We start from the raw sequence: 14,263 nt of genomic DNA on the forward strand, positions 1-14,263 counted from the left end.
TCACATGTCCGGCGGCAGATCATGACAATCCACCCAGTTGTCGCAGGTGGGCTCGGGCTCCCCGCCCGGCGGGGGCGAGCTGGGCTTCTGGGTGGGCGCCTGGGTGGGCTTGGCGGACGGCTGGGCCGACGGCTTGCCCGACGGTTTCGCGGACGGTTTCGCGGACGGCTTGGCGCTCGGTTTCGCACTCGGTTTGATGCTCGGTTTGGTGCTCGGTTTGGTGCTCGGTTTCGCACTCGGCTTGGCCGACGGTTTCGTACTCGGCCGGGCGCTCGGCTTCGTGGAGGGCTTAGCGCTCGGCTGGGCTGGGGGTTTGGTGGTCGGTTCGCGCGCGCCGGCCGTGGGCTCGGCGCTCGGCTCCCGTGCGGGCCCGCTCGTCTCGGGCCCCTCGGGGGTACGGCTCGGCAGCGGCGTGAAGACCACCTCCCCCGGCACCTCCATGAGACTGACCTTGGGCGTGGCCACGGCGGGCCGTTCGTCCGGATCGCCCCCGCTCAGTCCAAGCCAGGCGCCGAGCCCCGCCAGCACCACCATCCCGGCGGCGACGGGCACCACCGCCCGCATCCTGAGGTGCCCGCGCCCCGGCCAGTCGTCCAGCACGTCGGGCTCCGGCTCCCCCGGCCACCGGGTACGCGGCCGGCTCTCCCAGACATCGGGCCCCGACCCGTCGCCCTGCCCGCCCCCGGACGCGCCCACCCCGCCGGCCCCGGCCTCGGTCCAAGGCGTGTCCGGCCCACCAAACCCGGCGCCAGACCGCAGAGGGTCAGACCGCGGAGTGTCAGACCGCAGAGGGTCAGACCAGAGGGCGTCAGACCGCAGAGGGTCAGACCGCGGAGTGTCAGACCAGAGGGCGTCAGACCGCAGAGGGTCAGACCGCGGGCTGTCAGGCCGCGGGGGGTCAGACCGCGGGGTGTCAGACCGCAGAGGGTCGGATCCCGCCTCTGAGGGGAGTGTGTCGGGCCGGCCGAGGGCGTTGGAGCGGGAAGTGCCGGGTTCCGGTGGGGCCTGCTGGGCGGGGTGGCCGGGGTCGGGGTCGGGCCAGGGTGGGTCCTGCTGGCCGGGGTCGGCGTCGCGGTGCCGTCCGGCGTCGTACGGGTGTGTCATTGCCTTTGACTCCCCATAACGCGAAAAATCGACAAAAAGAGGCCCGGGGCCGCCAAGCCCCGGGCCAGGGTCCGATCAGAAGAACGTGTTCTCCGGCTCCGGCAGGTCGAGCAGCGCCGGACCGCGGAACGCCGTCCTGTCCTGCGGCACGTCCGCCAGCGGGCTGCCGAGCACGAACGGCACGCGCACCTGGCTCTTGGCCAGGTCCACGGTGACCTTCGCGCCGGTGCCCACCTCACCGCTGTAGTCGGCGTCGGTGCCGGCGATCACCAGGCCGATCCGGTGACCCTTCTTGAACGTGTAGTCGTGGGGCAGCGTGTCCCACGCCACCTTCACCGACGTTCCGGGCGGCACCGGCTGCGAGACCAGCGACGAGTCGCGGTTCTGCACGTCGATCCAGCCGCGGGCGACGATCTCCAGCGGGCGCGTGGCCACGTTGGTGATCGTCTTCTTGTAGCAGGCGTCGTCCTGGGCCGTGCTCTCGCCGTGACAGCTCTCCTCGGTCAGCGTGGTGATGCCGAGGCCGCGCCGCCAGTCGACGCGGGTGTCCTCGCCGAAGTCGACGAGCAGGGCGGTCAGGTTGGACGTGGACTTGTCCAGCGACACCCGCAGGTCCACGTTCGGCGTACCGGACAGACGCATGTTGAGCGCGAGCTCGCCGGTGGTGAAGGCCACGCGGCCCGGCTGCGGGGTGCCGACGTCGGCGACCATCTGCTCCTCGCTCAGCCTGGTGTCGGTGAACGTCGCCGTCGTGCCGCGCCTGGCCGGCTTCAGGCCGAGCGAGCCGTCGGCGCCGGGCCGCAGGCTCACCTGGGCGGCGTTCGGCGCGGGCCAGTCGCGCTGGGTGATCCACTGGGTGGGCGAGAGCTGGACGTCGGCCCTGGGCTCGTTCATGATCCCGTTGCGCACGTCGTGCAGCCAGTAGTCGAACCAGCGGTGCAACGTGTCCACCCACAGGTCGCGGCGGCCCTCGAAGTCGAACGGGTCGACGTGCTGGTAGTGGCCGACCCAGATCTTGCGCGGGACGTTGCGCTCGGCCAGCTTCTTCCACCAGATGGAGAAGTTGTCCGGCTTGACGTTGAGGTCGTTGCTGGTGTGGGCGACGAAGACGCTCGCCTTGACCTTGGACACGTCGCCCTGCAGCCCGGCGATGTAGTCACGCAGGGCCCAGAACGCGTTGTAGTTGCCCGTGGCGTCGCCGTCTTCGGCGTCCATCCTGTCGCGTACGGCCTTGCACTTCGGCTCGGGATCGGTGTCCACGTAGTTGGCCAGCCAGGAGGCGTAGTCGTAGTTGTAGACCACGCCGTTGGAGCGCTGGTACTTGTACCACGAGCTGATCGCCGAGATCGGGACGATGGTCTTGAGCCCCTCGACGCCGGTGGCCGCGACGGCGTTGGCCAGGGTGCCGTCGTAGGACTTGCCGATCATCGCGGACTTGCCGTTCGTCCAGTCGGCGAGGGCGGGGCTGCCATCGGCGCGGTAGGCCTTGGCGCGGCCGTTCAGCCAGTCGATGACGGCCTTGCCGCCGAGCACGTCGGCCCGCCCGCCGATGTCGGGGCAGCCGTCGGAGCGGGTGGTGCCGAGCATGTCGACGTTCAGTACGGCGTAGCCGCGCGGCACGAAGTAGTTGTCGTAGAAGAGGGGGAACTTGACCACGTTCCCGGCGGCGTCGTAAACCTTCCGCTCGCCCTCGTTGCCTCGCCCGGAATTGTCGTAGTAGGGACTCTCATCGATGATGACCGGAACCTTCAGCCCCGGGCCGGACTCCTTGGGCCGGATGATGTCCACCCGCACCCGGTCGAGCCGACGGTCTCCGTCGCTGTCGAGCGGCGACTCGACGTAGACGTGCTCGCGTACGGCGTCGGCGTAGGAGAAGACCGGCTGGGTCCGGCCGTCCGCCACGGTTACGGCCGGATCGGCCGTGGCCTGGGCGGGGGTGGCGAGCGCCAGGGTGACGGCGATCGCGGCGATGGCTGGGGATAATTGTGGCACGCGTGTCCTCCGTGACTATTGACGAAAAACATCCGCAATGTGTCACGAACCCCCAACCTGATCAACCCCCCACCTGCCGCCATTACCGGACAAACGATCGAAAGCCAATCGATATCGGTGCGTTCTACCGTCTGGCCCATGCTGAGAATCACGAAGGCCGCCGTACTCGCCGCCGGACTGTCCGTGGCCGGCAACGCTCCGGTCTCGGCCGCGTCGGCACCGCCGGGCCGTACAAGTTCATCAACTTCGGCAGCGACCACTGCCTCGACAGCAACAAGGCCGGCGACGCCTACTCCATCGCGTGCGACTCCAGGGACTACCAGCGCTGGTACTTCCTGAAGAACAAGGCGACCGGACGGTTCCTGGAGTTCCGGCACACCGGCACCAACGGGATCATCACCGAGAAGTACTCCTCCAAGCTGGTCAACCGGAACTGGTACATCGAGAACAACACCATCCGCAGCGCGACGGACAAGGAGACGCTCTACGACGAGAAGAGCGGTAAGGACGTCCGGGCGACGAGGGGCAGCGTGAACCCGCCCGGCTACGGGAAGTGGACCCAGGACCAGCCGATGGTCCGAGGCCCGGACGGGAACGCGATCCCGTCCGGGCCTCTCGCGCGCCCCGCGGTCAGACGGCCCGCGGAGCATCGAAAGCGGATCAAAAGCCAAATACTTTACCGTCCGGCGCGTCAGGTGAACATAAGCGACGTGCGAGGACGACATGAGCTCAGGTTTACGCCGGTCGGCGGCGGTACTGGCCGCTGTGGCGGCCGTGTGGTGGGGACATCCGGCGGCCGCCGCCGGGCCGGGAGAGCCGCCGGAGCCTCCGGCGATGGGGTCGCCGGAGGAGCGGGTGCGGCCGGACGAGTCCGGGACCGCCCAGGCCACCGGCCGGCGCGTGGAGGTGATCGGCGAGCGCACCGAGACCGGCAGGCTGTTCGCCAACCCCGACGGCACGTTCACCCGGGAGCAGCACGCCTCCCCCATTCAGGTACGCGCCGCCGCCGGCTGGGTGCCGATCGACACCACACTCGTGGCCCGCGCCGACGGAACGGTCGCGCCCCGCGCGGCCGCCGTCGACCTGGCCTTCTCCGGCGGCGGCAGCACGGTCCCGCTGGCCAGGATCGGGCGCGACGGCGGCTCGCTGGCGCTCGGCTGGCCGCGCCCGCTGCCCGCGCCGGTGCTGGACGGCTCCACGGCCGTCTACCCCGAGGTCCTGCCGGGCGTGGACCTCAAGGTCACCGCGAACGCCACCGGGTTCTCCGAGGTGCTGGTCGTCAAGACGCGCGCGGCCGCCGCCCAGGAGGCGCTGCGCCGGATCACGCTCACCACCTCCGCCCAGGGCCTGTCGGTCACCACGGACGCGGCCGGGAACGTCGACGCGCGCGACGCCGGCGGCGAGGTCGTGGTGCACGCGCCCGCTCCCGAGATGTGGGACTCCTCCCACGCCACCGGCGAGCCGGCCGACCTCCGGGCGCTGGCCGCCGGCACCGCGATCGGCGGGCGGCGCCAGGTGATGCGTGTGGAGAAGACGGACGGCGGGCTGGTCCTGGTGCCCGACCAGGCGATGCTGAAGGATCCGGCGACCCGTTTCCCGGTCCACATCGACCCGTCGTACGGCGCGGCCAGGACCGCCTGGACCTACGTCTCCAAGCACTTCTCCGGCCAGTCGTACTGGAACTCCAGCGAGTCGGCGCCGTCCGGCTATTACAACGACCCGTCGTCCTTCCCCACGGTGGACACCAAGCGATCGTTCTTCCGCATGGACACCGACAACGTCAACGGCAAGCACATCATCAAGGCGACGTTCCGTACGTGGGAGAACCACTCGTGGTCCTGTGACGGCCGCACCGTGGACCTGTGGCTGACCGGGGCCATCGACTCCGGGACGAAATGGAGCGACCAGCCCACCTGGCATCGGCGCCTGGATGGCAAGGACGTCGCCAAGGGCTACAGCTCCACCTGCCCGGACGGTGGCGTCGACTTCGACGCGACCTCGGCGGTCGTGGAGGCGGCCGGCAAGGGCTGGGGCAACCTGACGCTGGGCCTGCGGGCCCGCGACGAGGGCGACACCAAGGGATGGAAGCGGTTCAAGAACAACCCGACCCTGGAGATCACCTACAACACGGTCCCGTCGGCGCCGGACCAGATCGCGACGGTTCCCGACGTGGACTGCGCCACGGGCGCGGCGCGGCCGTACATCGGAGTGACGACGCCGACGCTGAAGGCGCGCGTGCGCGACGGCGACAACAGCGTGCGCGCCGACTTCGAGTGGTGGGCGCTCGACGGCACCGCGAAGATCGGCAGCTCGCAAACCTCGCAGTCGACCTCGGGCCTGGTACGGCAGGCCGCCATCCCAGCCGGTGCGCTGGTGGACGGCGGCACCTACAAGTGGCGGGTGCGCGCTGAGGACGGCGTGGACTCCAGCGGGTGGAGCCCGTGGTGCGAGTTCACGGTGGACACCACGTTGCCGCACGCGGTTCCCGGCGTCGGCTCGGGCGACTTCCCCGAGGACGGGTGGGGCGGCAGGCTCGGCGAGCCGGGAACGTTCCAGCTCACCTCGGGTGGCGTGGACGACGTGGTGGAGTACGTGTACGGCGTCAACGAGGACCCGCCGTCCACGCGGCTGCGCGTGACCGCTCCCGGCGAGGGGGCGGCGGTGCGGATCACGCCCACGCGCTACGGGATCAACCGCTTCAGCGTCCGCACCGCCGACCGGGCGGGCAATCCGGGGCCGATCCGCACCTACGTCTTCTTCGCCCATCAGGGAACGGGACCGGCCGGGCAGTGGGCACTCGACGAGGGCGCGGGCGGCGAGCTGGCCGACTCCTCGGGCAACGGCCACCCGGCGGCGCTCTCGGGTGAGACCGCCTGGAGCGACGGCAGGGAGGGCGAAGCGGTCACCTTCACCACGGGCAAGGCGGCCACGAGCGGCCCGGTCCTGTCCGCCGGGAAGGGCTTCACGCTGGCGGCCTGGGTCCTGGCCACCGACAAGGCGACCAGGGCGGCGCTGCGGCAGGACGGCGTGAGCCTCGGCAGGGACATCGACGGCAAGTGGGCCTTCACCGCCGCTACGGCCGTCACCTCGGCCCAGCCCGCGCTGCAGCGCGCGTGGACGCATCTCGCGGGCGTGTACGACCCGGTGACCGGCGAGCGGCGCCTCTACGTCGACGGCGTGCTGGCAGGAGCGGCCACGGCCGCGACGGTCCCCGCGCTCGCCGGACCCATGGAGATCGGCCCGGCCTGGGCGGGCGCGGTCGACGAGGCCGGCGCCTGGCAGCGGGTGCTCGGCCAGGAGGAGATCGCCGCCCTCGCCGCCACGCGCCCGAAGCCGTCGGGACACTGGGCCTTCGACGAGGGCGCCGGCGCCGTGACGGCAGACCTGTCCGGGAACGGGCGGCCCGCCACGCTCCGGGACGCCACCGCGTGGGAGACCTCCAGGACCCCCGAGTCGGGCACCGCGCTGTCGCTCGACGCCGCCGGGCACGCGGCCACCGAGGGCCCAGCCCTGCGCACCGACCAGAGCTTCACCGTCTCGGCGTGGGCCAAGCCCGCCGACCCCCAGAGCGCCGGGACGGTGCTCAGCCAGGACGGCGCCCACTCGACCGGCTTCGCCGTGCGGCACTCCGCGACGGGCTGGGCCTTCGCCACCACCGCCGCCGACACCGACGCGGCCGCGGTCACCAAGGCCGTCTCGCTGCAGAAGCCCGCCGCCGGCGCGTGGACGCACGTGAGCGCCGTCTACGACGCGCCCGCCAGGCAGCAACGCCTGTACGTGGACGGAGAACTGGCCGGCATCGCCACCAGGGCCACGGCCGGCTGGAACGCCACCGGCGCCCTGCGGATCGGCGGCGAGTTCGGCACCGGCAGCTGGAAGGGCCTGATCGACGACGTGCGCGTCTGGCAGGAGATCGTGCCGGAGCACGAGCTGCGCGCGCTGGCCGAGCACGCTCCCCGGCAGGCCGCGCGCTGGAAGCTGGACGAGGGCCGCGGCGGCGTCGTGGGCGACAGCAGCGGCCGCGGCCACACCGCCACGCTGGCGGGCGGGGCGACCTGGGGCCGCGGGCCGACCGGAGCGGACGGCACCGCGCTGCTCCTGGACGGCGAGGACGACCGCGCGGTCACGACGGGGCCGGTCGCGCAGACCGACCGGAGCCTGACCGTCTCGGCCTGGGTCAGGCAGGACGACCAGGCGGGCCACAGAACCGTGCTGTGCCAGCAGGCGAGCGCGTTGTGCGGCCTCTACCTGGCGTGGAGCGGCGACGACGGCGCGATGCGGATCATGAAGCCCGCCTCCGACGTGACCGAGCCGTCCTCTTGGGGCGAGGCCCAGGCCAAGGGCGCGCCGGGCCTCGGCGTCTGGACGCACTTCACCGGCGTCTACGACCACGCCGCCCGCCAGACCCGGATCTACGTCAACGGCGTGCTCAAGGGCAGCGCGGACGCGCCCGGCGCCTGGAAGGCCACCGGCCCGGTCAGCCTCGGCCGCACCTTCAAGAACGGCACCGCGTACAGCCACTTCCTCGGCGCCCTCGCCGACGTCCGCATCTACCAGGGCGAGCTGAGCGACGACGAGGTCTTCCAGCTCGCCCACGACAGCTGACAGGAGTTCACGATGTCCCGACGTTCGCGTCTGGCCACCTTCTCCGCCGCGGCCGTCCTGCTGCTCACGCACTTCCAGGCGCTCCCGGCCGCGGCCGGGGTCGCCGCCGCCGACCGGCGGCCGGGCGTGCAGCAGGAACGATCCGTCCCCGGCGAGAAGGTGCCGGTCAAGCAGTTACCCAAGGATCCCGCCATGCAGGCGGCGGTCACCACTTCTCCCCAGGTCACCTGGCCCGCCGGCACGGGCGACGCGCGACCCGGCGCCGCCGGGCGGGCCCGCGCGGGCGCGCTGCCGGTGTGGGTCACCGCGCCGGGGGCCCAGCAGGCCACTGTGGAGGTGGCCGACCGCGCGACAACGCAGCGCGCGGGCGTCGACGGCCTTCTGATCAAGGTACGGCAGGCCGCCGCGGCCCGGATCGACCTGGACTACTCCGGTTTCCGGCACGCCTACGGCGGCGACTGGGCCGCGCGGCTGCGCGTGGTCGCCTACCCAGGCTGCTTCCTGACCACGCCTGAGCAGGCGGCCTGCCGTACCGGCACCCCGGTTCCCACCCGGAACAACCCGGCCACCTCCACGCTCGCCGCGGACGTGGGGCCGGCGGCGAGAAGCACCACCGACGGCGTGTTCGCGGTGACCGCCGCGCCCGGCGGCAGCACGGGCAGCTACTCCGCGACGTCGCTGTCTCCGTCGGCCATCTGGCAGGTCAGCGCGCAGACTGGCGACTTCACCTGGAACTATCCGTTGCGCATGCCGCCGTCGACCGGCGGGCCGGCGCCGCAGGTGGAGCTGTCGTACTCCTCCGGAGGCATCGACGGGCGGACGGCCTCGACCAACAACCAGACGAGCTGGGCCGGGGAGGGCTTCGACTTCTGGCCCGGCTACATCGAGCGCAAGTACAAGTCGTGCGCCGACGACGGGGTGAAGCCGAAGACCGGCGATCAGTGCTGGTCGACCAGCAACGCCACGATGGTGCTCAACGGCGGCGGCGGCGAGCTGGTGCGCGACGACGACACCGGCGCGTGGAAGCTGAAGAGCGACGACGGCTCGAAGATCGAGAAGCTGGACGGCGCGGCGAACGGCGACAACTCCGGCGAGCACTGGCGGGTGACGACGCTCGACGGCACCCAGTACCACTTCGGGCTGAACCGGCTGCCGGGCTGGAAGAGCGGCGACGAGGAGACGACCTCGACGTGGACGATGCCGGTCTTCGGCGACGACGCGGGCGAGCCGTGCCACGCCTCGACGTACGCCGCGTCGTGGTGCACGCAGGCCTGGCGGTGGAACCTCGACTACGTCGTGGACCCGAGCGGCAACGTGATCAGCTACTACTACGGCAAGGAGACCAACCGCTACGCCCGCAACCTCAAGACGGGCACGACCTACGACCGCTCCGGCTACCTCAAGCGCATCGACTACGGCGACCGCCACGGCGAGGTCTACAAGGGCAAGTCGCCCCTCCAGGTGGCCTTCACCACCGCCGGCCGCTGCGTGCCCGGCACCGCCTGCTCCACGGACCAGCCGAAGGACTGGCCGGACGTGCCGTGGGACCAGAAGTGCACGGACGGCGACTGCCCGGAGAAGTACTCCCCCACGTTCTGGTCCACCAAGCGGCTGGCCAAGATCACGACCAGGGTGCTGGACGGCGCCGGTTACCGCGACGTGGAGTCGTGGACGCTGCGCCACGAGTTCCCCAAGCCGGGTGACGGCACCAGCCCCGCGCTCTGGCTGGAGTCGATCACGCACACCGGCGGCTCGTCGGCGATGCCGCCGGTCAACTTCGACGGCGCTCAGCTGATGAACCGGGTCGACGGGCTCGAAGGCCTGCCGCCGCTGTACAAGTACCGCGTCCAGACGGTGCACAACGAGACCGGCGGCCAGGTCAGCGTCACCTACAAGCCGGCCGAGTGCACGCGCGGCACGGTCCCGGCCAAGCCAGACCAGAACACCAAGCGCTGCTTCCCGCAGCAGTGGCTGGCGCCGGAGGGCGGCGAGCCGATCGAGAACGACTGGTTCCACAAGTACGTCGTCGCCCAGGTCGACCAGATCGACCGGACCGGCGGCTCTCCCGACCAGCGCACCACCTACGACTACCTGGGCACGCCGGCCTGGCACTACAACGAGGACGAGGACCTGGTCCCGGCCGAGCGCAAGACGTGGTCGGACTGGCGCGGCTACGAACGGGTCCGGGTACAGCGCGGCCTGCCGGGTGAGCAGCGGTCGGAGTCGGAGTTCCTGTACTTCCGCGGCATGGACGGCGACCACCTCGAAGGCGGCGGCGCCCGCGACGTCTCGATCACCGACAGCGACGGCGTCAAGGTGGCCGACCACCGCGCCTACCGGGGCCAGATCCGTGAGGAGATCCAGCGCGACGGGCCCGGCGGGGCGGTCGTCAGCCGGACCGTCAACGGCCTGTGGAAGCGCGGCCCCACCGCCAAGCACGGCGGTCAGGAGGCCTACATCGTCCGCCAGGCCAGGGTCACCGGGCACTCGGCGCTGGCCGGGGGCGGTTTCCGGACCGTCGAGGTGGCCAAGGAGTTCGACGAGTACGGGCTGGTGACCAAGACCGGCGACCTGGGCGAGGCCGGGGCGGGCGACGACCAGTGCGTTCGCCACGAGTACACGCGGAACACCGCCAAGTGGATCATCAACAAGGTCGGCAGGATCCAGAGCGCCGCCGCGCCCTGCTCGGCCACCCCAGCGCCCGGCGACGTGCTCTCCGACGTGCGCACCACCTATGACACGCGTGGTCTGGTCACCAAGGTCGAGGAGCTGTCCGGGTGGAACGCCGGGCAGCCCGCCTACACCACGACCTCCCGGGCCGTCTATGACGCCAACGGCCGGGTGACCGAGTCCTACGACGCCCTGGGCAGGAAGTCGACCACGTCGTACACACCGGCGACCGGCGGCCCGCTGACCGGGGTCAGGACCGTCAACCCGCGCGGCCACACCGCGACCTCGGAGCTCGACCCCGGCTGGGGCCGGCCGACGGCCGAGATCGACGCCAACGAGCGGCGCACCGACCTGGTCTACGACGGGCTGGGCCGGCTGTCGAAGGTGTGGCTGCCGGGCCGTTCCAAGGCCGACGGCCACACGCCGACGGGCGAGTACTCCTACCTCGTCAGGACCAACGGCCCGGTCGTGGTGACCTCGACGTCGGTCAAGCCGGACGGCGGCTACGTCTCCGCCTTCGAGCTGTACGACGGCTTCCTGCGCCATCGCCAGAGCCAGGTGCCGGCGCCCGGCGCCGGACGGGCGCTGGCCGACACCGTCTACGACTCGCGCGGGCTGGTGGCCAAGCGCAATACCAGCTACTACAACGACCAGCCGCCGGGCACCGCGCTGCACCAGGCGGCCGACAACCAGGTTCCCGCACAGACCGTGTTCGTGCGCGACGGCGCCGAGCGGACCACCGCGGAGGTCTTCAAGGTCAACGGCGTCGAGCGCTGGCGCACCTCCTACACCCACGCCGCCGACTGGACCACGACGACGCCCCCGTCGGGCGGCACCGCGACCGCCGCGCTCAGCGACGCCCGCGGCCGGGTGAGCGAGCTGCGACAGTACGCCACGGGCACGCCCACCGGCGCCTACGACGCCACCAAGCACACCTACACGCCGGACGGCCTGCGGGAGAGCACCACCGACCCGGCGGGCAACGTCTGGCGCAACCACTACGACGTGCGCGACCGCCTGGTGAAGAACGAGGACCCCGACCGCGGGCCCACCGCCTACACCTATGACGCCGCCGGGCAGCTCCTCACCTCCACCGACGCCCGGGGACGCACGCTCACCTACCGCTACGACGACCTCGGCCGCGCCACGAGCCTGTCGGAGGGCTCGGCCAAGCTCGCCGAGTGGGCCTACGACGCGCCGCTCAAGGGTCTTCCGGCCGGTTCGACCCGGTACGTCGGCGACGACGCGTACACCAGCACGATCACCGGATACTCCCCGGCCAACAAGCCGACCGGGTCGAAGGTGACGATCCCGGCCTCCGAAGGGGCGCTGGCCGGCACCTACGAGTTCGGCCTGAGCTACAACGGCGACGGGTCCATCTCCAAGATCCACTACCCGGCCGCGGGCGGGCTGCCCGCCGAGAGCGTGAGCCTCGGCTACGACGCGCTCGGGCTGCCGTCCACGCTGACCGGCGCGGCGCCGTACGTGAGCGAGACGCTCTACACCAAGTTCGCCGAGCCGATGCAGCACACGATGAACGCCGGCGGCAAGCCGGTGTGGCTAACCAATTACTACGAGGAGGGGACCCGCCGGCTGGAGCGCGCGCGGGTGGACAGGGACGACCCGGCCCCGCAGCTCGCGGACGTGGGCTACACCTACGACCAGATGGGCAACGTGCTGCGGCTCGGCGACGCGGTGTCGCGGGACACGCAGTGCTTCGAGTACGACCATCTGCGCCGGCTCACCCAGGCGTGGACGGCCGCCGACCAGTGCGCCGCCGCTCCGTCGAACGCCACGGTCGGCGGGCCGCAGCCGTACTGGGACTCCTACACCTACGACACGCTCGGAAACCGCCTCACCCAGGTCAGGCACTCGCCCGCGGGCGACACCACCAGCGCCTACACCCAGCCCGCGGCGGGACAGCCGCGCCCGCACACGCTCAGCAAGGTCGTCACCAGCGGCCCGGCAGGACAGCGCCTGGACACCTACTCCTACGACGCCGCGGGCAACATGACCACGCGCGTACTCGCGGGCGAGGAGCAGACGCTGGAGTGGGACGCGGAAGGCAGGCTGGCCAAGTCCACGAAGGCCGGCAAGGCGACCACGTTCGTCTACAACGCCGACGGCGACCGGCTCCTCAAACGCGAGCCTGAGACCAGCACGCTCTCGCTCGGCCTGATGGAGCTGAAACTCGACAAGTCCGACAGCAAGGTCAGCGCGCTGCGCTACTACGGGCACGGCGGCGCCGTCGCCGTGCGCGAGTCGGGCGGCAAGGTCACCTACCTGACCGGCGACCACCAGGGCACCGCCCAGATGGCCGTGGACGCCACCAGCCTCCAGGCCACGCGGCGCACGTTCACCCCGTTCGGCGAGCCGCGTGGCCAGGCGCCGTCGGCCTGGCCCGACGGCAAGGGCTTCGTCGGCGGTGACATCGACGCCTCGACCGGGTTCACCCATCTAGGGGCGCGCGAGTACGACCCGTCGGCGGGCCGCTTCATCTCCGACGACCCGATCTCCGACACCGGCGACCCGCAGCAGCTCCACGGGTACGCCTACGCCAACAACAGCCCGGCCACGTTCAACGACGCCTCGGGCCTGATGTACGACATCGGCATCGGTGGCGGTGGCGGCGGCGGTGGCGGTGGCGGAAGCTCGTCCTCCTCCTCGTCCTCGAGCAGCAACAACGGCGGCCCGTCGCAGGACCAGATCGACCAGGCCAAGATGACGAAGAACAAGAGCTTCGTCGACGTGGTCATCGAGGCCGGCGCCGAGATCCTCCTGGATCTGCTCGGCGTGAACGACATCATCAACTGCGTCGGCGGCGACATCGGCTCCTGCGTCAGCATGGTGATCGGCTTTCTGCCGTGGGGCAAGATCTTCTCGGTCGGGGCCGACGTGGCCAAGGGCGTCGTCAGAGTGGCCAAGGGCTTCGTGAAGTGGCAGGACGACCTGAAGGCCGCCGACGACGTCCTGAGACAGGCGGACGAGGCGGCGGCCGCGGCGGCCAAGAAGGGCGACGACGCCGCCTCCGGCACCTCCAAACAGGCCGACGACGCCGCGGAGACCGCCTCCTCGAAGGGCGATCCACCCGCGAAGAAGAAGACCGAGGACCCAGGAGGATCATCAAGCGGGGGGTCGTGTTCGAGCTTCACGCCCGACACCCCCGTGCTCATGGGCGACGGCTCCCGCCGCCGCATCGACCAGGTGCGGATCGGCGACAAGGTCACGGCCACCGATCCCGAGACGGGCAGGGCACGGGCCAGGAGCGTGGTGGCCACCATCATCAGCGACGGGCGCAAGGACCTGGTCGAGGTCGGCGTCGGCGTCGGCGACGGCGACGGGACGATCGTGGCCACGGCCAACCACCCGTTCTGGGACGAGGGCGCGAAGGAGTGGGCGCGCGCCGATCGGCTGCGTCCTGGCACGGTCCTGCGCGGCGAGGACGGCGGCACGGTGACGGTACGTTCCGTGCGGGCGTATACGCGGCCGCAGAAGGTACACAACCTGACGGTGGCGACCGACCACACGTACTACGTGGCAGGCGGGGACGAGGACGTCCTGGTCCACAACAGGGGCGTCAAGCCGAATCTCGTGTGCGGGGTCCGTGCCCAGACCGACCGGCGCAAGATGGCGGAGAACCGGGCGGCGCTGGCCCGCACGCCGGTGATCCAGCCCCAGGTGTCGACCACCGGGTTGCATCAGGTCCCGGCCTTCGCCCGCAAGACGCAGGGAGCACCGCCGCTGGTCAAGCTGCACGACCACGCGACGAAGCAGATGGGACAGGATCCGGTGAAGTTCGCCTCGAAGCTCGAAGGCATTGTAGAAAAGGTGGAGAAGTATCAAGGCGTCCTGAGCAAGCTCGGCCAGATTTTCACGTGAAAGGATACTAGTT

General features: G+C 71.2%; 5 protein-coding genes. 2 read left to right on the top strand and 3 right to left on the bottom strand.

Features of this window, described 5'->3' with window-relative positions; translation table 11 throughout:
* The 3 genes from ACIBKY_RS27585 to ACIBKY_RS27595 form a co-directional block, all read right to left on the bottom strand.
* Complete coding sequence (locus ACIBKY_RS27585) at positions 1–696, bottom strand: hypothetical protein (protein WP_397100834.1); 696 nt, start codon at positions 694–696, stop codon at positions 1–3.
* 483 nt (positions 697–1,179) lie between these two features.
* Entirely contained in the window at positions 1,180–3,096 is a 1,917-nt protein-coding gene (locus tag ACIBKY_RS27590) for a Xaa-Pro dipeptidyl-peptidase (RefSeq protein ID WP_397100836.1), read from the bottom strand.
* Between the two features lie 316 nt (positions 3,097–3,412).
* A complete protein-coding gene (locus tag ACIBKY_RS27595) occupies positions 3,413–3,571 on the bottom strand; it encodes a hypothetical protein (protein WP_397100838.1) in 159 nt (52 codons plus the stop codon).
* Between the two features lie 248 nt (positions 3,572–3,819).
* Between ACIBKY_RS27595 and ACIBKY_RS27600 the strand changes: the two genes are divergently transcribed.
* Positions 3,820–7,701, top strand: a complete 3,882-nt coding sequence (locus ACIBKY_RS27600; protein WP_397100840.1) for a LamG domain-containing protein — start codon at positions 3,820–3,822, stop codon at positions 7,699–7,701.
* 12 nt (positions 7,702–7,713) lie between these two features.
* Positions 7,714–14,250, top strand: a complete 6,537-nt coding sequence (locus ACIBKY_RS27605; protein ID WP_397100842.1) for a polymorphic toxin-type HINT domain-containing protein — start codon at positions 7,714–7,716, stop codon at positions 14,248–14,250.
* Positions 14,251–14,263 lie beyond the last annotated feature (13 nt).

It is taken from the genome of Nonomuraea sp. NPDC050394 (genome assembly GCF_044459065.1).
In the GTDB taxonomy this organism is placed as follows: domain Bacteria; phylum Actinomycetota; class Actinomycetes; order Streptosporangiales; family Streptosporangiaceae; genus Nonomuraea.